We start from the raw sequence: 22,340 nt of genomic DNA, 5'->3' as shown, positions 1-22,340 counted from the left end.
TTACCCCAGCGCGCGCGAGATCTGGTCGATCTGAGCCGTGGCCAGACGGCCCCCATAGGCCGATTGCAGGGTTTCGGCGGTAAAGGCATCAGCCACCGGCCCCTCGGCCACTTTGCGGGTATTGATCAGGAACACATGGTCAAAGTAATCGGTGACGGTGGCCAGATCGTGATGCACGACAACCACGGTCTTACCCGCCTCTTTCAGCGATTTCAGCACCGCGATGATGGCTTTTTCGGTGGCCGCATCGACCCCGGCAAAGGGTTCGTCCAGCAGGTACAGATCGGCCTCTTGCGCCAAAGCGCGGGCCAGGAAGACACGCTGTTGCTGCCCACCGGACAACTGACCAATCTGGCGATCAGCAAAATCACGCATGCCAACGCGGTTCAGACAATCCATCGCCTGCGCCATGTGACGCGCGCGCACACGGCCCAACAGACCCAGCTGCCGCGACAGGCCCATGAGGACCACGTCAATCACCCGCGTGGGGAAATCCCAATCCACGCTGGCGCGCTGCGGGACATAGGCAATACGGGCCCGTTGCTGTTCCAGCGCTTTGCCAAAGACAGTGACCTGACCGGACAGAGGTGAGACGATGCCCAAAGCGGCCTTGAGCAGGGTCGATTTACCCGCCCCGTTCGGGCCGATGATCGCCGTCATCGCGCCGGGCTGCACGGTCATATCGACCGAAAAGACCGCCGGTTTCTGACCGTAAGAAACTGTCAGGCCACGTATGGCCAGCGGGCTGTCTTCAGCTGTGCTGTCAGTGACGGACACACCCCGGTTTGTTGCAAGTTCCAGCATACCCTCAGAACCCCGCCGACAATTTGCCGTTCAGGCCGCGCGCCGGTACATCTGCACCCAAAGCGCCAGCGATGACGGTGATGTTGTGATCCAGCATGCCGATATAAGTCCCCTCATAGGTGCCCGGTTCGCCCATGGCATCCGAATACAGCTCTCCGCCGACACCCACATCATGACCCTTGGCCGCGGCCCCCTCGATCAGCGCGCGCATCGACCGGTCCGAGACCGAGCTTTCCACGAACACAGCTTTCAGTTGCTTGTCGACAAGGGTGTCCACCAGCTCTCCGATCCGGTTCAAACCAGCCTCAGACTGGGTCGAGATGCCCTGAATGCCCATCACCTCATAGCCGTAATCAGCGCCGAAATAGCCAAAGGCGTCATGGGCCGTCACCAGAACTCGATTGCTTTCAGGCACCGCGGCCAGAACCTGATCGGCATAGGCGGTCAGTGCGTCAATTTCGGTCAGGTGCGCCTTTGCATTGGCGGCAAAGATGTCGGCTGCCTCGGGGCGTGCTTCGGTCAGGGCCTTTTGCACTTCAACCACCACGTCGCCCCACAGGGCGGGGCTCATCCAGACATGAGGATCGTATTTATCGGCATAATCGTCATGCGCGCGCAGCTTGTCGGTCGCCAGCCCTTCGGCCACCGCCACCACGTTATTCTTGCGGCTCAGGTCGTGGAAGAACCCCTCCATCTGCGCCTCAAGGTACAGACCGTGCCACAGAACCAGATCGGCGCGCGTCATGGCGACAATATCGCTGCGGGTCTGACGATACGCATGCGGATCAACGCCAGGACCCATCAGGCCCTTCACCTCAACCTGATCGCCACCGACCTGACGCGCGGCATCCGCGATCATACCCGTTGTGGCGACCACTTTCAGCGGTGCTTCAGCCCATGCCATAGCGGGCAGAGCAACAACAAAGGCAAATGCCGCGATAAAGCTACGACGAATCATGTCAGACCCCGATCTGCTATCTTCTTGCAAATGAATATGCGAACCATTCGCAAGTAAGTCAACGCTATTGCGAATTATTCGCAAATAAAACATCATTTTTGTCCATTTGGTCAAAAATATTACCGTTTACACAGCGCGACACCTTCCAATTGACGCCAAGCCATGCGATTTTGGCGCAAACCTCTCCCAAAGGATGTGAGTATGGAAACGCAGAGCCATGACAGCGCCGTGCGCACCGCGCATCTGCCGCAAGTGACCGAGCCCCGAAATCCGGGGATGGACCTGGACCTGGACTGGGTGCGCGCCGTTCAGGCCAACACTTCGGCCATCGAACGCCGTGCCGCCACCCTGCCCGGCCGACGGTCGGTGAAGAAAGATTTTCAGGCCGCATGGCTGCTGAAGGCGATCACGATGATCGACCTCACGACGCTGGCGGGCGATGACACGGTGGGCCGCGTGCGCCGCCTTTGCGCCAAGGCGCGTCAGCCCGTTTCGCCCGCGCTATTGCAAGCGATGGATATGCCGCCGATCACCACAGGCGCGGTGTGCGTCTATCACGACATGATCGAACCTGCTGTTGCGGCGCTGAAGGGCACCGGCATTCCGGTGGCTGCCGTCTCGACCGGGTTCCCGGCGGGCCTGTCACCCTTCCACCTGCGCGTGGCCGAGATCGAGGAAAGCGTGAAGGCCGGGGCCGAAGAGATCGATATCGTGATCTCGCGTCGCCACGTCCTGTCGGGCGACTGGCAGGCTTTGTATGATGAGATGAAGGCCTTCCGCGCCGCCTGTGGCGATGCCCATGTCAAAGCCATTCTGGCGACCGGAGAGCTGGGCAGCCTGCGCAATGTCGCCCGTGCCTCGGTCGTATGCATGATGGCGGGGGCGGATTTCATCAAGACCTCGACCGGGAAAGAAAGCGTCAACGCAACCCTGCCCGTGTCGCTGGTGATGATCCGCGCGATCCGCGACTATTATGACCGCACCGGGTATCGGGTGGGGTATAAGCCTGCGGGCGGGATTTCCAAGGCCAAGGATGCGCTGGTGTACCTGTCGCTGATCAAGGATGAGCTGGGCAACCGCTGGCTTGAACCGGACCTGTTCCGCTTTGGCGCATCCTCGCTGCTGGGGGATATCGAACGGCAGTTGGAACACTATGTGACAGGCGCTTATTCCGCCGGTTATCGCCACTCCATGGCCTGAGGACAGAACAATGACAGTCAAAGAAATTTTCGAGACCATGGAATACGGCCCCGCCCCCGAAAGCGCAGCCGAGGCGCTGGCCTGGCTGGTCGATCAGGGTGACAAGTTCGGTCACTATATTGACGGGGCTTTCACCAAGCCCGGCAAAGGGTTCGAAAGTCGCAACCCGGCGACCGGAGAGGTTCTGGCCAAACTGACGCAAGCCAGGCAGGCAGACGTCGACGCGGCGGTGGCCGCCGCCCGCAAGGCGCAACCGAAATGGGCAGGTCTGGGCGGCGCAGGCCGCGCGCGGTATCTCTATGCCATCGCGCGGCTGTTGCAGAAACACGCGCGTCTGTTTGCCGTTCTGGAAAGCCTCGACAACGGCAAGCCGATCCGGGAATCGCGCGACATCGACATCCCCTTAGCCCAGCGGCATTTCTATTACCACGCGGGCATGGCACAGTTGATGGAGAGCGAGTTGCCCGGCGCACAGGCGTTGGGTGTCTGCGGCCAGATCATCCCTTGGAACTTCCCCCTGCTGATGCTGGCGTGGAAGATCGCGCCTGCGCTGGCGATGGGGAACACGTTGGTTCTGAAACCTGCCGAGTATACCTCGCTGACGGCGCTGCTGTTTGCTGACATCTGTTCTCAGGCCGGGCTGCCCAAGGGTGTGGTCAACATCGTGACCGGCGACGGCGCGGTGGGCGAGATGATCGTGGCTGCCGACGTGGACAAGATCGCCTTTACCGGGTCAACCACCGTGGGGCGGCGTATTCGTGAGGCAACGGCAGGCTCGGGCAAGGAACTGACGTTAGAGCTGGGCGGTAAGTCCGCCTATATCGTGTTCGACGACGCCGATATTGATTCAGCCATCGAAGGGCTGGTGGATGCGATCTGGTTCAATCAGGGTCAGGTCTGCTGTGCGGGCTCGCGTCTGCTGGTGCAAGAGGGCATTGCCGAGCGGTTCTACACCAAGCTGCGCGCGCGGATGGATGGCTTGCGCATCGGTGACCCGCTGGACAAATGCATCGACGTGGGCGCGGTTGTGGACCCGATCCAGTTGCAGGCAATCAAAGGCATGGTCGACAGCAACACCGCAGGGGACGTCTATCAGGCGGCCTGCGCGTTGCCTGAAAACGGTTGCTATTATCCGCCGACGCTGATCTCGGGGTTGGAGACCTCGGACCCGCTGATGCAGGAGGAAATCTTTGGCCCGGTTCTGGTATCCACGACCTTCCGCACCCCGGCTGAGGCGGTCGAACTGGCCAACAATACACGCTACGGGCTGGCCGCGACGGTCTGGACCGAGAATGTGAACCTCGCGCTGGATATCGCGCCCAAACTGGTTGCGGGCGTGGTCTGGGTGAACGCCACCAACCTGTTCGACGCCGCCGCTGGCTTTGGCGGTGTGCGCGAAAGCGGCTTTGGCCGTGAAGGCGGTTGGGAGGGGCTGGCCGCCTATACCAAGCCCAAGGGCAAGACCAAGCCGCTGGCCAAGGTCGAGGCTGTAACGGGCGACGGTGCCCCGGTCGATCCCATCGACCGCACCGCCAAGATGTATATCGGCGGCAAACAGGCGCGGCCCGATGGTGGCTATTCAAAACCCGTCTGGGGCAAATCCGGCCTTCTGGGCCATGTGGGTCTTGCCAACCGCAAGGACGTGCGCAACGCGGTTGAAGCCGCCGCAGGGGCCAAAGGTTGGAGCAAGACCACCGGCCATCTGCGCGCGCAGATCCTGTATTACATCGGCGAAAACCTCTCGGCCCGTGGGGATGAGTTCGCGGCGCGGATTGATGCGATGACCGGCGGCAAGACCGGTGCAAAAGAGGTGGACGCCTCAATCCAGCGCCTGTTCACCGCCGCCGCCTGGGCCGACAAATATGACGGTCAGGTGCACGGTGTTCCAATCCGGGGCGTGGCGATTGCGATGAAGGAACCCGTGGGCGTGATCGGCGCGCTGTGCGCGGATGAGGCACCGCTGCTGGGTCTGGTCTCGGCCATGGCCCCTGCGATCGCGATGGGCAACCGGGTGGTGCTGGCCGCATCCGAGCCCTACCCGCTGGCCGCGACGGATTTCTACCAGATCCTCGAAACCTCGGACGTACCCGCAGGCGTGGTCAACATCCTGACCGGCAGCCACGCGGAGCTGGCGAAACCGCTGGCCTCACACCTGAACGTCGATGCGGTCTGGTCGTTCTCGTCCACCGACCTGTCGAAAGAAATCGAAGCTGTGTCCGCCGGAAATCTGAAGCGCACATGGGTCAATAACGCGACGGCAATCGATTGGAGCATGGACCATTCCCGCCGCTTCCTGCAGGCTGCGACCGAAGTGAAAAACATCTGGGTGCCCTACGGCGAGTAGGGCCCCACGCATCACCGGAGGCCCGCATGGACTTTGCAAACCAAACCGTTATCGTCATTGGCGGCACCAGTGGTATCAACCGGGGCATCGCCGAAGCCTTCGCCGCCGCTGGGGCGAAGGTGGCGGTTGCCAGCCGGTCACAGGACAAGGTGGATGACACCGTAGCCGCGCTAAAAGCGGCGGGCGCGGCAGACGCGATGGGCACCGCCTTCGATGTGCGCGACCCCGAGGCCGTGGCGACGGGCCTGCAACAGTTTCATGAGGCGTTTGGCGAATTCGACGTGCTGGTGTCCGGCGCGGCGGGCAATTTTCCGGCGCTGACGTCTGAGATGTCGGTCAATGCGTTCAAAACCGTGGTCGATATTGATCTGATGGGCACCGTCCATGTTCTGAAAGGGGCCTACCCGCACCTGAAACGCCCCGGCGCCAGCATCATCAATATCTCGGCCCCGCAGGCGTTTCTGCCGTATGAGGGCCAGGCCCATGTCTGTGCCGCCAAGGCGGGTGTGGATCAGATCACCCGGACGCTGTCGATGGAATGGGGTGTCGAAGGCATCCGCGTGAACTCAGTCGTGCCCGGTTTCATCGAAAACACCGAAGGCGCACGCCGTCTGGCCCCCAACGAAAACATGCATGAGGAAATCCGACGCGATATTCCTGCGGGGCGTTGGGGCACGGTTCAGGATGTGGCCAATGCCTGTCTGTTCCTCAGCTCGGACATGGCCAGCTATATCAGCGGCACGGTGCTGTCCGTGGACGGGGCGCTGTATCAGCGTGGATCGGGCAAGTTTGGGCAAATGATGGGCCAGATGCTGCGTATGCAGGCAAAATCACGCTCATAACGGCGATTAACCTGTGAAGCTGTTCATATACAGCGCCGTGTGATTGACCCACCGTAAGGCCCATCTGATCCAAGGGTGGGCCCGACGATGTTGAATTTACCGATTGATCTTCCGACCTCTGTTCATCTGGTCACGATGATCGGGGTATTCGGGGCCGGGCTGTATATCCTGAACTATTTCCTTTTGCAGATCGGCATCATCCGGGGCAACGGAGTTTTATACCCTGTCCTGGTGATTGTCGCCGCCGGAAGCGTGTTGATCAGCATGTCCGAAGAGTTCAATCTGGCCGGATCGATCATCCAGATGGCCTATATCGCAATCTCAGTGATTGGATTGCTGCGGGGATATCTGTCGCGGCATCTGGTGCGCTTTTCCGACCCCGAGCGTCAGTTCATCGCCCATCACCTGGAATCGCTGAAACCGCATCAGGCCCGCAGGCTGCTGAATGCCGCCGCGATTCAGGAATTCGCCACGGGTGACATTCTGATCGAAGAGGGCAAGACTACCGATTTTCTAGGCTATGTTCTGAACGGGCGCACAACCGTTCTGAAAGACGGTCAGGTGATCAACCAATGCGGCGCGGATGAGATACTGGGCGAGCTGACCTTTAGCCTGGGCCTGCCCGCCACCGCCACGGTTATCGCGACCGAACCGACCACATGTCTGGTGTTCGACAATATCAACCTGTCGCGCCTGCTGCGCCGCAACCGTCACATCGATGACGCACTGAAGGCCGCGCATTTCAGGCATGCGCGGCAAAAACTGCTCAGCAGCAACAAGCACACATTGCAGGCCCACAAACGGCCCGCTGCGGCCTGAACGGGATCAGCCGTCCAGACCTTCGGGCTTGCCGACGATGGTGAAATGCAGCCCTTCGGGATCAAGCAGTTCCCGGGCCACGCGGTTCACCTCGTCCAGGGTCACGGCGTTCACCTGATCGTTGCGGGTGGCGATATAGTCGATGGGCAGGCCCTGCATCTGCATCCCCACCATGATCCCGGCGATACGGCCATTGCCATCAAACCGCAGCGGATAGGCCCCGGTCAGATAGGTCTTGGCATCGTCCAGCTCGGCCTGCGTGACGCCTTGTTCCGCCGCACGGGCCCATTCGTCGCGGATCACCTCGACCGCTTCGGCAATGCGGTCATTGGACGACGACACCGAGCCCAGATAGACCGAGGCCAGATCCTTGGGCACCAGATAGGTCGAGATGCCATAGGTCAGGCCGCGCTCTTCCCGCACCTCTTGCATCAGGCGGCTTTCAAAGCCGCCGCCGCCCAGAATGTGGTTCAGGACGAAGGCGGCAAAGAAATCTTCATCATCGCGGTCGATGCCGGCATGACCAAACAGGGCGACGGATTGGGGCGTATCAAACTCGACCACAGACACGCCGCCGGGGATGGTCACTTCGGCCCGGCCCGGGATGGTTTTACCTGTCTCGGGCAGATCGCTCAGCAATTCGTCGAGCAGATCACCCAGTTCATCAGCGGTGATGTCGCCAACGGCGCTGACATACAGGCGGTCTTTGGCGAAAACGTTGTCATAGGCGGTCACCACGTCATCGCGGGTCAACGCGCTGACGCTCTCGATCGTGCCTTTGCCTTCGGTTCCATAAGGATGGTCGCCATAGGCCATCTGCGCAAAGTTCCGCCCCGCGATGTCATTGGGGTTCGTCTGGTCCGAGCGCAGCCCGGACACGATCTGCGCCTTCACCCGCTCAACCGCGTCCACGTCAAAGCGCGGTTCGTGCAGAGTCGTGCGCAGCAGATCGATCACCTCGTCCCGGTTCTCGGTCAGAAACTGCGCCGAAATCGAGACGGAATCGTCGCCCGCATTGTACCCGAAGGACGCAGCAAGCGATTCGAGCTCGCGCGCATAGCTGCGCGAATCCAGATCACCGGCACCCTCTTCGATCAGGCCGCTCATCAGATAGACCGCGCCGCGTTTGCCCGGTTCGTCCAGAGACGTGCCGCCCCGGAACCGCAGTTCAAGCGCAGTGAAGGGGATCGAATGATCCTCGACCAGCCAGGCGGTGATGCCGCCATCGGATGTGATTTCCTGTATCTCGATCTCGGCCCAGCCGGGCAGAGCAATGACGCAGGCAATCAGGGTAGCAAAGATACGGTTCATTGCGTCACCTCTTCGTCTTTCATCAGCCAGCCCGTGACCGAGGTCTCAGGCTGCAGAACCTCGCGGGCGGCGGCGATGATGTCATCCCCGTTGACGGCCTGCAGAATGTCGGGCCAGGCTTGCACATCCTCGACCGTCAGACCGCTGGTCAGGGCCCGACCATAGCGGTTGCCGATCCCGTCCACATTGTCGCGCGCATAGGTCTGTGCCGCGCGCAGCTGCATTTTGATCCGGTCCAGATCGTCGGGGTTCACACCTTCGGCGATGAAATCGGCAACGACCTGATCCATCGCATCCTCAGCCTCTTGCAGAGAGACGCCCTGCGCCGGAACAACCAGCAGATCAAAGGTCGTATTATCCAGCGAAACACCACGATAGAACGCTCCGGCATAGACGACCTTTTGCTGTTCCAGCTGCAGTTTTTCGTTCAGGTAAGAGGTGGTGCTGCCACCCAGCAGTTCCGCCAGCATGAACAGTGCTGCCGCTTTTTCCTGCTCACCCGCGTTCCGTTCAGTGGCCAGATAGCTGCGCTGCACATAGGGCTGCGACACGCGGGCGTCCTTATAGGTCAGCCGCCGTTCCGCCGTTTGCGGCGGCTCTTGCGAGCGGACCCGTTCGGGCAGATCCGGGTTGGCGGGAATGACGCCATAATATTGCTCGGCCAGGGTTTTGACCTCGTCTGGTTCGACATCGCCCGTCACCACCAGAATGGCATTATTGGGCGCATAATGGGTCTGGTAGAACGACAAGGCGTCGTCCATGTCCAGCGTCTCCATCTCATGCCGCCAGCCAATGATGGGCACCCCGTAGCGATGATTGAGGTACTGCGCTGCGTTCATCTGCTCGCCGAACAGGGCGCGGGGGCTGTTGTCGGTGCGCTGGTTGCGTTCCTCAAGGATCACGTCGCGCTCGGTCAGAATATCGTCTTCCGACAGGCGGATATTGCGCATCCGGTCCGCCTCCATCCGCATCATCAACTCAAGCCGGTCCGAGGCAACGCGCTGGAAATAGGCGGTGTAATCGTAAGAGGTGAAGGCGTTGTCATTGCCGCCATTGGCCGCCACCGTGGCCGAGAACTCACCCGGCGCGAGCGTATCGGTGCCTTTGAACAATAGGTGTTCCAGAAAATGCGCCACACCGGACGAGCCTACGGGTTCATCCGCCGACCCGGCCCGGTACCAGACCATATGCTGCACGACAGGTGCGCGGTGATCTTCGATCACAACCACATCCATGCCGTTATCCAGCGTGAAAGTTGTGACCGCTTCATGCCCTTCCTTTGCCATTAAAGGGGTGGCAGCGAACAAGGCGGCAGACAATGCCAGGGCCCGAACCATGGGGCGTCCTCCGTTTCGTTTAATGAAGATAAACTACGGTGGTCCTGCGCAGGTTCAAGGCCGATGACGGAAAGTTAAAGTTTATTCATCAGCCGGGGGCGCCGATGGCGTCTCAATCCCCGCACGTCGCGCCGCTTCGTTCTGTTGCGCGGCATCCAGCGATTGACGCTGATAAACCTGCGAATAGCGATCCACGTTGAACAGGCGCAGGCGGGTCAGACGGCCCTGCTTGCGGCGGAACTCGGCGTCCTCGGCATCCACAACCTGACGGGTATTCGACGGCACGCCATAGCGGCTGGACGCGGTCACAAGCGCCGCATCGCCCGAGGGGATGGCAGCATTTGCGTTCAGCGCCGCCTCACTGCCGCCCAGCGCGACAATTGCATCAGCCTTGGGATTGGGGTCCGTCAGATTCGCGCCACCCGGCGTTGGGGCGGGCAGGAACTGATAATCCGCGGGCTGGGTCAGCGGGCGCACCGGCATCACCGAGAATTCATCGGGGCCATCGCCGGGGGCCTGAAGATGGCGCAGACCGATATCGGAACAACCCGCAGCCGCAAAGGCCAATGTCACAGCAAATATGGAACGCGGCAACCGCATCAGAGTCTCCAGCCTGTTTCAGGCGCTTTTATCGCATTTCCCAAGGCGCGTCACGAGGGCTTTTTGCCCTCGAACAACACAAGTCCGATGGCACCGGCAAAGATGAACACATCCGCAAGGTTGAACACGAACGGATTGTTGATGCCGCAGCAGGACATATTCAGGAAATCCAGCACATAGCCGTAAAGCACCCGGTCCAGCACATTTGCCAGCGCTCCGCCGATCAACAGCCCGCCGCAGAACTGCATCAGTTTGGATGGCGCGGACCGTAGCAGCCAGATCAGAACACCCGCTGAAATGGCCAGCGATATCCCGATCAAGACCCAACGGGCCGCATCGGTATCGCCTTGGAACAGGCCGAAATTGATGCCGCGATTCTCACCGTATTTGAACACCAGCAGGGGCGGCAGCACGTCGATATCGCCCTCGGCCACGCGCATGACGTGAACGACCAGATACTTACTGATCTGGTCGATCGCAAACGCCACAAGCGCGGCCCAGAGCAGAAGACGGTACCGCATCAGTGGCGGAAGTGGCGCATGCCGGTGAAGACCATGGCAAGCCCGGCCTCATCCGCCGCCGCGATCACTTCGTCATCGCGCATTGAGCCACCGGGCTGAATGACGCAGGTCGCGCCCGCCTCAGCGGCTTCCATCAGACCGTCGGGGAAGGGGAAGAACGCGTCCGATGCCACGGCCGAGCCGATGGTCAGCGGTTGCGGCAGCCCCAGCGCATCGGCCATGCGTTCGGCTTTTTTGGCCGCGATCAAGGCCGAATCCACGCGGCTCATCTGCCCTGCACCCACGCCCACGGTTGCGCCATCTTTGACGTAGACGATGGCGTTGGACTTGACGTGTTTCGCCACTTTCCACGCAAACAGCAGGTCGCGCATCTGCTCCTCGGTCGGGGCCTTTTTGGTCACAACCTTCAGATCGTCCATGCCGACAAAGCCATTGTCCTTGTCCTGCACCAACAGGCCACCGGCCACTTGCCGAACGGTCTTGCCGCCTGCGGTCACATCCGGCAGCCCTTCGGTCGTCAGCAGGCGCAGGTTCTTCTTGGCGGCAAAGATCGCCTTGGCCTCATCCGAGGCACCGGGGGCGATCACCACTTCGGTGAAAATCCCGGTGATTTCCTGCGCGGTTTCCGCGTCCAAGGGCTGGTTCAGCGCCACGATCCCGCCAAAGGCCGAGGTGCGGTCGCAGTCGAATGCCGCCTTGTAAGCCTCGATCAGCGTATCACCCGTCGCCACACCGCAGGGGTTGGCGTGCTTGATGATGGCACAGGCCGCGCCTTGCGCAGGGTCGAATTCGGCCACCAGCTCGAACGCGGCATCGGTGTCGTTGATGTTGTTATAGCTCAGTTCCTTGCCCTGATGCTGCACAGCAGTCGCCACGCCGGGGCGATTGGTGCCGTCGGTATAAAAAGCCGCCGTCTGGTGACTGTTCTCGCCATAGCGCAGGGTCTGTTTCAGCTCACCGGCAAAGGCGCGGCGCTTGGGGGCCTCAAGCTCCAGCGCATCGGCCAGCCAGTTGGACACGGCGGTGTCATAGGCTGCGGTGCGGGCGTAGGCTTTTTGCGCCAGTTTGCGACGGAATTTCGGGCAGGTCGCACCGTTGTGCTGGTCCATATCACCCAGCAGTTTTTCATAATCTTCGACATCCACGACCACGTTCACAAACGCATGGTTCTTGGCCGCAGCGCGGATCATCGCGGGGCCGCCGATGTCGATATTCTCGACGCATTCGTCATAGTCGGCACCCTTGGCCACGGTCGCCTCGAACGGGTAGAGGTTCACCACCAGCAGATCAATCGCATCGATGCCATGTTCATTCATTGCGGCCACATGGGTGTCATTGTCACGCAACGCCAGCAGGCCACCATGCACCATCGGATGCAGGGTTTTCACCCGGCCATCCATCATCTCGGGAAAACCCGTGACCTCGCTGACATCCTTCACCGCAAGCCCCGCATCACGCAGCGCGCGTGCCGTGCCGCCGGTCGACAACAGCTCAACGCCGCGCTCGGCCAGTGCCTTGCCGAGGTCTATCAATCCGGTCTTGTCGGATACGGAAAGCAACGCGCGGCGCACGGGGTGAAAATCGGTCATGGGTCCAAAGGTCCTTTTGGCGTCAGTCGAAATCGGGCTCGTCCCGGTGCAGGTCGCGCACGGCATAGGCTGTATCCTGCGCCTTGCTCAACGTCCACTGGATGCGCGTCGCATACTCCATTGCGCGCCCGGATAGAACGATCTGTTTTGTCGCGCGCGGCTTTAATCGGGTTTTTTCCAGATAAACGCTTGGTTCCACGGACAACTTTCCCACACCATCATGGCGGAAAACCCAGATCTCACCGCTTTTGAGCGCCATCGACACCGCCGCGCCGCCCAGATCGATGGCTGCATCCACATCGGGGTGCAGATGAAAACGCACGTCAAAGCCCACGCCTTTCAGCCCCGAGGCATCCATCGCCTTGTCAAACTGCCGCTTGGCCTTGTCGGTAGCCGTCAGCAGGATGTCCTCGCCTGTCAGCTCGCGCCCGTCAAAGCGCAGCTCAAACGTGCGGGCATGGGTCAGGCCAAAGGTTTTGGTATAGCCATCATGGCCAACCATGAAACGGCTGCCTTCGAACGCTTCTTCGGTATCCACGGGCACGTCTTTGGGCGCATCGACCAGCGCCTCGGCCTCGCTGCCATGACCGGCCGGGGCCAGCCGGGCGCTGGAATAGCCGTCAAGACACAGGGTCGAATGCGAAGGTGTGGCCCGTCCGGCCCGCCGCCATTCCGACCCGAAACTTTCGCCCGAGCCGCAATTCACGATCAAGGGCCGCCGCCCGGATGTCAGCTCAAACGCAAGGGTCGAGGCATGGGCGTTATGCGAAGCCGCACCCTTGGGCGGCGCGCTGGCATCCACGATGACGCTGGTCCGGCCTGCGTAAAGCCGTGCAAAACCCATCGCTAGACCGGTGGCATGTTGCGCACGCACCCCGCTTTGGGCCAGCGCCTGATCCAGCCGCCCTTCGATACCGCGCCCTCCGCCATGAAACCGGGCCAGCGCGCCATCGGCATGGCGCAGGCTGCGCAATGTGGGGGCCATCCGCTTGATCGCGTCGGCCTGCGCCGCCGGAGTTCCCCGCCCCTGCTGGCTCAGCGCAGCTGAGGTCCACGAGAGCAGCGTGAACACGTCCAGCAATTCCTCGGGGTTGCGGGTCGAAAGCCCGCCTTGTGCGTCGATCTGCTTTTCGCATTCCCTAGCCAGCGCCCGCAGGGCCGGGTCGGCCACCTGCTCCAACCCTTTCAGCGCCAGCCCCGCCTGCACCAGCCCGGCCAGCGCCTCAAACCGGGGCAGGCCCGGCGTGGCGGCATGCCAGCGTTTGGACAGGAACCATGTCTGTTGTGCCAGCGAGCGGAAAAACAGTTTGCTCTGCGTGTCATCCATACCACGCAGCAGGAAGACGGAATGGTTGATCCAGCGCATCACCCGCCGGCCGGTCAGATCCGGTGCCCATCCGGGCCCTTGCCCGCGGCCATGCGCGTCGATCCAGCCCCAGACCCAGCGCTGCGCCTTGTCGCGGGCACGCATGTCGCCCACGGCGGCCAGATCATCCAGCCAGGCAAAGCCGTGACGTTCATTGTCAAACCCGGTGCTGGGGGCCGCGACATCCCACAGGCCTGTATCCTGCGCCTCGACCAGATAGCCTGCGAATAACAGATTGCCCGCAACCAATTGCCGCCCGCGCGCGAATGAGCCGACCGTGCGCGGTTCGGGCTCGACCACAAACCCCGCAACCGCCTTGCGCCGCTGGCTCAGCCGCGCAAACAGACGGTTCTGGAACCGTTTCCACCGGTTGCTCATGGTCTCGTGGTTTGACATGACGCTCGTTACACTGCCCCTTGCGCTCTGCTGGCGCCTGAGACCCAACGATAGACCGCACGGATCGTCAAGTCACCGAAAAGCGACGCGTCAGGCAGATTTGTTCAGGCAGGCCACATAGAACCCGTCCATCCCGCCGCGATCCGCCCAATAATCCGGCCGCAGGCGCAGCCCGCCTTCTTCAGTGATCCAGTTCGGGTCGATCCCGGCGATGTTCAGCGCATCGCGGTTCACAAGCATGTCGGGAAACATGCCCAGCGCCTCTTCGATCTGCACTTCGCCCTCATCCGGCAGCAGGGAACAGGTGCAATAGACCAGCCGCCCGCCGGGTTTCAGCAGGGTCCACGCATGGGCCAGCATCTGCGTCTGCAACTCGATCAGCCCGCCGAATTCCGAGCCGTCTTTGGCAAAGGGCAGGTCCGGGTGACGGCGGATGGTGCCGGTGGCCGAACAGGGCGCGTCCAGCAGGATGGCGTCGTATTGGCCCTGATGATCCAGCGCGTCACCCGCGATGACCTCGGCCTTGAGGCCAGTGCGCGCCAGATTCTCGCGCACCCGGTCCAGCCGCGACTCTGATATATCCAGCGCCGTGACCTGCGCCCCGGCTGCGGCCAGTTGCAAGGTCTTGCCCCCCGGTGCAGCGCACAGGTCCAACACGGTTTCACCCGCCTGAGGGGCCAGCACCCGAACCGGAACCGCCGCTGCCGCGTCCTGCACCCACCAATCGCCCGCTTCAAAGCCCGGCAGGGCCGAGACCTGCCCCGCATCCTGCACCCGCCGCGATCCGGTGGGCAGTTTTTCTCCGGGACCGTTTGCGTTGGGTTTTGTGGTGATGTCCAGCGGCGCGCCTGCGAAATGCGCTTGCTCCATACCCGAGACGGCCTCTGGTCCCCATGCCATGGTCAAAGGTTCGCGCAACCATTCGGGCAGACGGGGCACGCGCATCTTGGGCCACGCGTCAGGCCCTTCGGCAGCCACCTTGCGCAGCACCGCGTTCACCAGCCCCTTAAGGCGGCCATGCTTGCGCGACCGGCCCACGATTTCGACCATGGAATTGACAACGCCATGAGCGGCCTCTCCGTGGCACAGTTCCACCGCGCCAAGGCGCAGGGCGTTGAGGACGGTCAGGTCAGGTGTCCGTTTCAAGTGGTTGTCCAGCAGACGGTCAGCACGCTCCAACCCGCGCAGGGTTTCCAGCGTCAGGCGTTGTGCGCGGGCGCGGTCTTCGCGGTCCAGCCGGTCCAGCGCCCCTGCGGCCAGACATTCAGGCAAAAGCCGCCCTTCGCCCAGAATCTGATCCAGCAGATAGATCGCGCTGCGTCGCGCCGCTGTTGCGTTGTCGGACATGGAACCGCCTTTTGTGTGACCCTCGCCCGCATTGCCAAACGCGGACGGGGGCGTATATCAAGCCATGGAACGGAAAGGAACCCGATCTCATGAGTGACGACCGCACAGACCTGCCGCCCGCCGCCCAGCGCGCCCTGGCCGAGGCCGAGGACCGTCGCCGCAAGGCCGAGGCCGAAGCGAAAGAGATGCCCAAGGAACTGGGCGGTCGTGATGGCCCCGACCCCGCCCGCTATGGCGATTGGGAAAAGAAGGGCATCGCGATCGATTTCTGATCGCTCAGCCCCGCAGCGCCTGCAGGAAATCCGCGATCAATGCGCGCTGCTTTTTGGACGCCGCCCGATCCTCGGGCCATGTCAGCCAATAGCCGTCTTTGGTGTTCAGCGCGGGCAGGTTCAGCCGGTGCAAGCGCCCCGCCTGCAAATCGGCATTGGCCAAGGGTTCCGACCCCAAAACGACACCCAATCCCTGCCGTGCAGCCGAAATGGCATGTTCCATAGAATCGAAACTGATCACCGAAGGCGGCATGTCGTCATGGCCGGTCTTGCGCACCCAGTCGCGCCAGCCGGGCCTCTCCCCCCGCAGATCGATCAGGGGGGCACCCCACTCCACGCCCGGCGCGGCCATGGGCACCAGAACCTCGGGTGCGATCAGCTCTGCGTCCCGCCCCGGCCACGTGCCGCGCCCATAGCGGATTTGCAGCCATGTCCGTTCCTCATCCAGCGAGGACCGCCGCGCCACCGAATCCGTCACCACCCGCACCTTGGGGCGCATCTGCTGAAACCGGGGAATCGCCGGAAGAACCAGTGCATGAATGCTTGACGACAGCGCGGCCACGCGCAGCTCACGCGGGGATTTGCCGAACAGGTCTTCGGTATTGCGTTCCAGCGCCTGCAAACTGTCCTGCACCAACGGCAAATAGCTTTCGCCTGCGACCGTCAGCGACACACCGCGTGCCTCGCGCACAAACAACGTCCGGCCCAGCCATGCCTCAAGGTTTGCGATCCGCTGACTGACCGCCGCCTGCGTCAGACCGAATTCCTTGGCTGCGGCAGAAAACCCGCCCAGCCGCCCGGCGGCCTCGAACACGCGCAACCAGTCCAGCGGCGGCAGGCCAATCTTTTTCTTAGCCATAAGTTTTTCCAACCCTCAGTCGCAATAAGGTTTAATTGTGGTGATGCCACGGGGCGCGTATTTCCTCAACCATAGCCCGCGCCGAACAGGAGAGACCCCATGCTGCGCACCGCCACCCACACGCCCCAGATCGTGACTGTCGAATTTTCCGATGGCGCCCAAGCCCGCTTTCACGCCATCTGGCTGCGCGACAACGCGCTGGACCCCGACACCCGCGCGCCGGGCAATGGTCAGCGCCTGATCACCATCGGCGACATTCCCGCCGATGTCTCGGTCAGCGCGGCCGAAGTTCTGAATGGCGATCTAAGCGTCACCTTTCAGCCTGAAGACAAAACCGTGACCTTCCCCGCCGACTGGCTGGCCGATCACATCTATGACTGCGGCCACGCTGAAAAAACGGGCCGCACCGGCCCCGGCATTACCACCTGGGAACGCGGCATCGACGCGCCCAGCGGTGACTGGGCCGCCGTGCACGCCACCCCCGCCGCCAAGCGCGATTGGCTGGCTGCGGTGGCCGAGTATGGCTTTGCCAAGCTGACGGGCGGCCCGACTAAGCCGGAATCGCTGCTGCAGGTGGCTGATCTGTTCGGCTATGTGCGCGAGACAAACTATGGCCCCTATTTCGAGGTCCGGACCGAGGTGAACCCCACCAACCTCGCCTATACCGGCTTGGGTTTGCAGGCCCATACCGACAATCCCTATCGCGATCCGGTACCGACGCTGCAAATTCTGTACTGCCTGGAGAACAGCGCCGAGGGCGGCGATTCCATCGTGGTTGACGGCTTCCGCGCCGCCGAAAAACTGCGCGATCAGAACCCCGCGGGCTTTGCCCTGCTGGCCGGGTTCCCGGCCCGGTTCGAATATAAAGGCTCGGACGGGGTCTGCCTGCGATCACGCCGCCCGATGATCGAACTGTCCCCCGATGGTGAGCTGATCGGCATCCGCTTCAACAACCGCTCGTCCGCGCCCTTCGTCGACATCCCCTTTGACCAGATGGAAGCCTATTACGCCGCCTATCGCCAACTGGGTGCAATCATCGATGACCCGGCCATGGGCGTGTCGTTCAAACTGGAACCGGGTGAAAGCTTTATCGTCGACAACACCCGCGTCCTGCATGCACGGCTGGGATATTCCGGCGCAGGCTCGCGCTGGTTGCAAGGGTGCTACGCCGACAAGGACGGGCTGCTGTCGACGCTGGCGGCGATGGAGATGGCACAGCCGGAGGCGGCGGAATGAAACCCGATTTTTCGACCCTGAACCGCGACAATATCGTGGCCTTTATTGCTGATATCTTCGACCGCCGCGGCGGTGAGGAATATCTGGGCGAGCCCGTCACAATGGCCGAACACATGCTGCAAGGCGCCACCATCGCCGAACAAAACGGCCAGCCCGAGGAAATCATCGTCGGCGCCCTGCTGCATGACATCGGGCACTTTACGTCCGAGTTCGGCACCTATCACCCTGACGACACCGAGGACCGCCACCACGAAGACGCAGGCGCGGAAGTGCTGGAACAGTTCTTCCCCTCGGTCATCACCGATTGCTGCCGCTATCATGTGGCGGCCAAACGGTATCTGTGCGCCACCAAGCCTGAGTATTTCAACCGCCTGTCCGCTGCCTCGGTCCACACATTGGAATTGCAGGGCGGCCCCATGAGCCCCGAAGAGGTGGCCGAATTCGAATCCAACCCGAACCTGAAAGAGATCATTCAGGTCCGATATCTGGATGAGGCCGGCAAGCGCGCCGATATGGAAACCCCGGATTTTGCGCATTTCGCGCCGATGGTGCAGCGTATGGTCGACCGGCATCTGGGACAGGGCTGATCGCGGAATTCAGAATTCCTTCACCTAAACCGTGAAGTTCTGCGATACTTTCCACATGAAGCTATGTGGAGGCTTGCATGGAACTGGATAGGCGCGCGGTTGTAAAACTGGGCTCGGCAGCAGCGGCAGGCACGTTGCTGCCCGGCATCGCCCTTGCTCGCAACGACGGGTTCGAGGACGCATTTGCCGAAACACTAAACCGTCTTGGCGCAGTCTTTGCCGCGCTTGGCTTTACTGAGACGACGCCTTTGCCCCTGGCGTCGGGCGACGCCGACTACAACGGCGGGCTGCGCCACGATTTCGATCAATCCAGCTTGCAGATCGGGCACTATGTGGTTCAGCCGCTGGCCCGCGTCGGAGACGTTGCCGAAAGATCCCGCCCGGATGTCCTTCCGCTGTTTCACGAAGTCGGGTGCCATCCGGCAGGCGATGCAGATGGTCAGATGACAACGCGCCTGATGATACGGATTCTGACGCAAGAGCTTGGCCTCGACCCGGCGCGCCTTGCCTTTGTCAGCGTACCGCAATCCGATGGGATGCGCCCTGTTCTGGATGACCTGAACCTGCCTTTTGCGCAAAAGGTTCTGTTGCGGAATGAGGCCGAAGCCCTGGCCGCCCGTGACGCGTCCGGGTTCTTTTTTCCCGATCCGTTTGGTGAGGACTATCTGGTCACGATGGGCGTCTATTATCGCGTCGGGGACACGGATGAACCCGCGCCTACGTCCTATCCCCCCTCGGCCAACTGGACCGAGATTGGCGAGATCGTCATCGATGGCAAGGCCGCGCCTCTGGGCATTTCCATGGGGGCTGAACGGCTGACCTATGCCCTGACCGGACAATTCCCGTCATGGGATCAGCGGTTAGACGCTTTGTTTGCGCAAGCTGAGCAAAATGGGGCAGAGCCGCCCGGTCTGGCAGCATTCCGCTAAGCGCGCCTACAGCCCCAGCACATCCACCATGTCATATTGACCGGGGGCTTTGCCCTGCCCCCACAGCGCCGCCTTAAGCGCGCCGCGGGCAAAGATGGCCCGGTCGGTGGCCAGATGGCGCAGGACAATGCGCTCACCCGGCGCGGCGAACAGGACGTCGTGCTCGCCCACGATGTCTCCGCCGCGAATGGCGTGGAAGCCGATATTGCCCCGTTGGCGCGCGCCGGTGATGCCGTCGCGCGCCCTGTCGGACACATCCGCCAGATTGACGCCACGCCCTTCGGCGGCAGCTTCGCCCAGCATCAAGGCCGTGCCCGAGGGCGCGTCGACCTTGTGGTGGTGGTGGCCTTCGATGATTTCGATATCGAAATCTTCATCCAGCGCGGCGGCAACTTTTTTGGTCAGCTGCACCAGCAGGTTGACCCCAAGGCTCATATTGCCAGCGCGGACGATCACAGCGTGGCGGGATGCGGGCTCCAACGCGGCAATCTGTTCATCCGTCATGCCGGTGGTGCCGATCACATGCACACAACGTGCCTGCGCGGCCAGTGCCGCGAATTCCAGCGTTGCCTCAGGCGCGGTGAAATCGATCACGGCCTGCGCCTGCGCAAATGCCTCAAGCGGGTCGTCGGTGACTGTGACGCCCAGCGCCTGACCGCCCATGGCCGTACCCACATCCTGACCGATCCAGTCATGGCCCGCGCGTTCAACCACGCCGACCAGACGCGCCTGATCGCTGTCAGTCACGGTCTTGATCAGCATCTGCCCCATACGGCCCGAAGCCCCTGTGATGACGATCCCCGGAATATGGGTCATTGTGCTGGTCCTTTCGCGTTAGTCGGCTCAAAGCCTCCTACCCGGTTCGCGCCCGCTTGGCAAAGGCGGGATTTGGGCTTAGATCGAAGACATGGCAAAGAACAAATTCCACGATGGCCCCGGCCCGTCCCAACGACAGCTGCGCGTCGGCGAACTGATCCGCCGCACCCTGTCCGAGGTTCTGGCGCGCGGAGATGTCCACGACCCCGACCTGAACCGCATGTCGATAACCGTGGGTGAGGTGCGCACCTCGCCCGATCTGAAGATCGCCACCGCCTATGTGCTGCCCTTAGGCGGCAAGGGGCAAGAGGATGTGATCGACCTGCTGGCCCGAAACAAAGGTGAGCTGCGGCGCGTGATCGGCAAGAAGCTGAACCTGAAATTTTCGCCCGATCTGCGGTTCCGTCTGGATGACACGTTCGACCGTCTGGACGACACCCGCCGCATGTTCGAACAGGACGCGGTGCGCCGCGATTTGGACGAGTGATCCGCACACTGGCCACATTTTGCGCGCTCCTGTGGGCCGCGCAGGCTGGTGCGGTGAGCTGTGAGAAGGTCTCCCATCAGGACAAACGCTATACTGTTTGCGAGGTGGGCGCCGCAAACGAAGACCTGCGCCTGTTTCTGAACGACGACAATGGCGATCTGCTGGGTCATTTTTCCTCGGTGAATGAGGCGCTGGCCCCTGGTGGCGAACGTCTGGCCTTTGCGATGAACGCGGGCATGTATCACGACGACCGTTCGCCCGTGGGCCATTATGTCGAGGACGGGCAAGAGCAGATGCGCGTGATCTCGAACCCCGGCCCCGGCAATTTCGGCCTGCTGCCCAATGGCGTGTTCTGCATCCGCGACGGCCGCGCCGATGTGTTCGAGACGCTCGACTATGTCGATCAGGCGCCCGACTGCCGCTTTGCCACCCAATCCGGCCCCATGCTGGTGATCGACGGGGAATTGCACCCCCGCTTTCTACCCGATTCAACCTCGCTGTTTGTGCGCAACGGGGTGGGGACCAGCGATGATGGCACCCGCGCGGTGTTCGCGATTTCCGAGGACTACGTTACCTTCCACGAATTCGGCAGCCTGTTTCGGGACGTGCTGAAAACACCCAATGCGCTGTTCTTCGATGGGAATATTTCCCGCATGTATGACCGGGCCGGGGGCCGTTCGGATATCGGGTTCTCGCTGGGGCCGATCGTGGGCGTGGTCGAAGACGCGCCCGCAAATTGACAGTGCCCACGTGATCCGTTAACCCGCGCGCCTCAGCAAAAGGCAAGGTAAGACATGGGACGCAAACGCAAGGGCCGCGACATTTCCGGTTGGCTGGTGGTGGACAAGCCTGCGGGCATGACCTCGACCTCCGTGGTCAACAAAGTGCGTTGGGCAATGGATGCGAAAAAGGCGGGCCATGCAGGTACGCTGGACCCCGAGGCAACCGGCGTTCTGGCCGTTGCACTGGGTGAGGCGACCAAGACGGTTCCCTATATCACCGATGCGCTGAAAGCCTACACCTTCACCGTGCGTCTGGGTCAGGCCACCAACACCGACGATGCCGAGGGCGAGGTGATCGCCTCCAGCGATGCGCGCCCTTCGGATGACGATATCAAACAGGCGCTGACCCCGTTTTTGGGCGACATCATGCAGGTGCCGCCCAAATTCTCCGCCGTGAAGATCGACGGCCAGCGCGCGTATAAGCTGGCCCGCGACGGCGAGGATGTGGAGCTGTCCGCCCGCCCCCTGTGGGTTGAGGAACTGATCCTTGTGGACCGCCCGGATGACGATCACGTGGTACTGGAAATGACCTGCGGCAAAGGTGGGTATGTCCGCTCCATCGCCCGCGATCTGGGCGCGGCGCTGGGATGCCATGGCCATGTGAAAGAACTACGCCGCATCTGGTCAGGCCCGTTCGAGGTCGAAGACGGGCTGTCGATCGAACAGATCGACGAGATGGCCAAGACCGAGGCATTGGACGACTACCTGCACCCGCTGGAAACCGGCCTCGCCGACCTGCCCGAGCTGAAATGCACCGCTGAGGGCGCCACCCGCCTGCGCAACGGCAATCCGGGCATGGTGCTGGCCTCAGACGTTGAATATGGCGACGAGGCATGGGCCTCGCTGGATGGCAAGGCCGTGGCGGTGGGCATATATAAATCGGGCGAATTGCATCCCAGCCGGGTGTTCGTCACCTGAACTCCGTGTTAGGCGGGGGC

Annotated in this window: 22 protein-coding genes; 11 read left to right on the top strand and 11 right to left on the bottom strand. The window is 62.0% G+C overall.

The genetic code is table 11. From position 1 onward, the window contains the following. Together ACR0J5_RS11790 and ACR0J5_RS11785 are read right to left on the bottom strand one after the other, a co-directional pair. The gene (locus ACR0J5_RS11790; RefSeq protein ID WP_480653527.1) at window positions 1-804 is read right to left on the bottom strand and encodes a metal ABC transporter ATP-binding protein; all 804 of its coding nucleotides are present in this window, start codon (window positions 802-804) and stop codon (window positions 1-3) included. A 4-nt stretch (window positions 805-808) separates the two neighbouring features. Beyond that, window positions 809-1,762 (bottom strand): metal ABC transporter solute-binding protein, Zn/Mn family, encoded by a 954-nt coding sequence (locus tag ACR0J5_RS11785; RefSeq protein WP_480653526.1) that lies wholly within the window; start codon window positions 1,760-1,762, stop codon window positions 809-811. Between the two features lie 201 nt (window positions 1,763-1,963). On the opposite strand from ACR0J5_RS11785, the gene deoC reads away from it, so the two are divergent. The 4 genes from deoC (at window position 1,964) to ACR0J5_RS11765 (ending at window position 6,967) form a co-directional block, all read left to right on the top strand. After that, on the top strand, window positions 1,964-2,962 hold the full coding sequence (gene deoC / locus ACR0J5_RS11780) for a deoxyribose-phosphate aldolase (protein ID WP_480653525.1): 999 nt from the start codon (window positions 1,964-1,966) through the stop codon (window positions 2,960-2,962). A 10-nt stretch (window positions 2,963-2,972) separates the two neighbouring features. After that, complete coding sequence (locus ACR0J5_RS11775) at window positions 2,973-5,306, top strand: aldehyde dehydrogenase family protein (RefSeq protein ID WP_480653524.1); 2,334 nt, start codon at window positions 2,973-2,975, stop codon at window positions 5,304-5,306. Between the two features lie 26 nt (window positions 5,307-5,332). Beyond that, entirely contained in the window at window positions 5,333-6,148 is an 816-nt protein-coding gene (locus ACR0J5_RS11770; RefSeq protein ID WP_480653523.1) for an SDR family oxidoreductase, read from the top strand. 87 nt (window positions 6,149-6,235) lie between these two features. Further along, on the top strand, window positions 6,236-6,967 hold the full coding sequence (locus tag ACR0J5_RS11765; protein WP_480653522.1) for a cyclic nucleotide-binding domain-containing protein: 732 nt from the start codon (window positions 6,236-6,238) through the stop codon (window positions 6,965-6,967). Between the two features lie 6 nt (window positions 6,968-6,973). Here the strand turns inward: ACR0J5_RS11765 and ACR0J5_RS11760 are convergent, their stop codons facing one another. The 7 genes from ACR0J5_RS11760 to ACR0J5_RS11730 form a co-directional block, all read right to left on the bottom strand. Next, window positions 6,974-8,278, bottom strand: a complete 1,305-nt coding sequence (locus ACR0J5_RS11760) for a M16 family metallopeptidase (RefSeq protein WP_480653520.1) — start codon at window positions 8,276-8,278, stop codon at window positions 6,974-6,976. Beyond that, entirely contained in the window at window positions 8,275-9,615 is a 1,341-nt protein-coding gene (locus ACR0J5_RS11755) for a M16 family metallopeptidase (protein ID WP_480653518.1), read from the bottom strand. The genes ACR0J5_RS11760 and ACR0J5_RS11755 overlap by 4 nt, the downstream gene beginning before the upstream one ends. Window positions 9,616-9,696: 81 nt before the next feature. Continuing rightward, window positions 9,697-10,215, bottom strand: a complete 519-nt coding sequence (locus ACR0J5_RS11750) for a DUF3035 domain-containing protein (protein ID WP_480653516.1) — start codon at window positions 10,213-10,215, stop codon at window positions 9,697-9,699. 50 nt (window positions 10,216-10,265) lie between these two features. Further along, window positions 10,266-10,736, bottom strand: a complete 471-nt coding sequence (gene lspA, locus ACR0J5_RS11745; protein WP_480653514.1) for a signal peptidase II — start codon at window positions 10,734-10,736, stop codon at window positions 10,266-10,268. Beyond that, window positions 10,736-12,325, bottom strand: coding sequence for a bifunctional phosphoribosylaminoimidazolecarboxamide formyltransferase/IMP cyclohydrolase (gene purH / locus ACR0J5_RS11740; RefSeq protein WP_480653512.1), 1,590 nt, complete (start codon window positions 12,323-12,325; stop codon window positions 10,736-10,738). Before purH ends, lspA begins: the two co-directional genes overlap by 1 nt. Before the next feature lie 22 nt (window positions 12,326-12,347). Beyond that, window positions 12,348-14,087 (bottom strand): heparinase II/III family protein, encoded by a 1,740-nt coding sequence (locus tag ACR0J5_RS11735; protein ID WP_480653510.1) that lies wholly within the window; start codon window positions 14,085-14,087, stop codon window positions 12,348-12,350. A 90-nt stretch (window positions 14,088-14,177) separates the two neighbouring features. After that, on the bottom strand, window positions 14,178-15,434 hold the full coding sequence (locus ACR0J5_RS11730; protein WP_480653508.1) for an RsmB/NOP family class I SAM-dependent RNA methyltransferase: 1,257 nt from the start codon (window positions 15,432-15,434) through the stop codon (window positions 14,178-14,180). Window positions 15,435-15,523: 89 nt separating this feature from the next. On the opposite strand from ACR0J5_RS11730, the gene ACR0J5_RS11725 reads away from it, so the two are divergent. After that, window positions 15,524-15,706, top strand: a complete 183-nt coding sequence (locus ACR0J5_RS11725; RefSeq protein ID WP_480653506.1) for a DUF1674 domain-containing protein — start codon at window positions 15,524-15,526, stop codon at window positions 15,704-15,706. A gap of 4 nt (window positions 15,707-15,710) precedes the next feature. Here ACR0J5_RS11725 and ACR0J5_RS11720 read toward each other — a convergent pair whose 3' ends face one another. Then, entirely contained in the window at window positions 15,711-16,565 is an 855-nt protein-coding gene (locus ACR0J5_RS11720; protein WP_480653504.1) for a LysR family transcriptional regulator, read from the bottom strand. Window positions 16,566-16,664: 99 nt separating this feature from the next. On the opposite strand from ACR0J5_RS11720, the gene tmpA reads away from it, so the two are divergent. The 3 genes from tmpA to ACR0J5_RS11705 all read left to right on the top strand — a co-directional run bounded on the left by tmpA (window position 16,665) and on the right by ACR0J5_RS11705 (window position 19,317). After that, on the top strand, window positions 16,665-17,801 hold the full coding sequence (tmpA, locus tag ACR0J5_RS11715) for a 2-trimethylaminoethylphosphonate dioxygenase (RefSeq protein WP_480653502.1): 1,137 nt from the start codon (window positions 16,665-16,667) through the stop codon (window positions 17,799-17,801). Then, complete coding sequence (tmpB, locus tag ACR0J5_RS11710) at window positions 17,798-18,388, top strand: (R)-1-hydroxy-2-trimethylaminoethylphosphonate oxygenase (protein ID WP_480653500.1); 591 nt, start codon at window positions 17,798-17,800, stop codon at window positions 18,386-18,388. The genes tmpA and tmpB overlap by 4 nt, the downstream gene beginning before the upstream one ends. A 77-nt stretch (window positions 18,389-18,465) precedes the next feature. Beyond that, the gene (locus ACR0J5_RS11705) at window positions 18,466-19,317 is read left to right on the top strand and encodes a hypothetical protein (protein ID WP_480653498.1); all 852 of its coding nucleotides are present in this window, start codon (window positions 18,466-18,468) and stop codon (window positions 19,315-19,317) included. A 6-nt stretch (window positions 19,318-19,323) separates the two neighbouring features. Here ACR0J5_RS11705 and dapB read toward each other — a convergent pair whose 3' ends face one another. After that, complete coding sequence (gene dapB / locus ACR0J5_RS11700) at window positions 19,324-20,133, bottom strand: 4-hydroxy-tetrahydrodipicolinate reductase (RefSeq protein ID WP_480653496.1); 810 nt, start codon at window positions 20,131-20,133, stop codon at window positions 19,324-19,326. A gap of 91 nt (window positions 20,134-20,224) precedes the next feature. Here dapB and rbfA point away from each other — a divergent pair, with 91 nt between their 5' ends. From rbfA to truB, 3 genes are read left to right on the top strand one after another with little or no spacing between them, the layout of a single operon-like run. Further along, a complete protein-coding gene (gene rbfA, locus ACR0J5_RS11695) occupies window positions 20,225-20,620 on the top strand; it encodes a 30S ribosome-binding factor RbfA (protein WP_170401134.1) in 396 nt (131 codons plus the stop codon). After that, window positions 20,617-21,360: a phosphodiester glycosidase family protein gene (locus tag ACR0J5_RS11690; RefSeq protein WP_480653493.1), complete on the top strand. Its 744-nt coding sequence runs from the start codon at window positions 20,617-20,619 to the stop codon at window positions 21,358-21,360. Before rbfA ends, ACR0J5_RS11690 begins: the two co-directional genes overlap by 4 nt. Before the next feature lie 54 nt (window positions 21,361-21,414). Next, a complete protein-coding gene (gene truB / locus ACR0J5_RS11685) occupies window positions 21,415-22,320 on the top strand; it encodes a tRNA pseudouridine(55) synthase TruB (RefSeq protein WP_480653491.1) in 906 nt (301 codons plus the stop codon). The last annotated feature ends 20 nt before the right edge of the window (window positions 22,321-22,340 follow it).

The organism is Ruegeria sp. BE1 (assembly GCF_056538885.1).
Note: the sequence above shows the minus strand (reverse complement) of the source record. Positions and strands in the feature narration are given on the sequence as shown.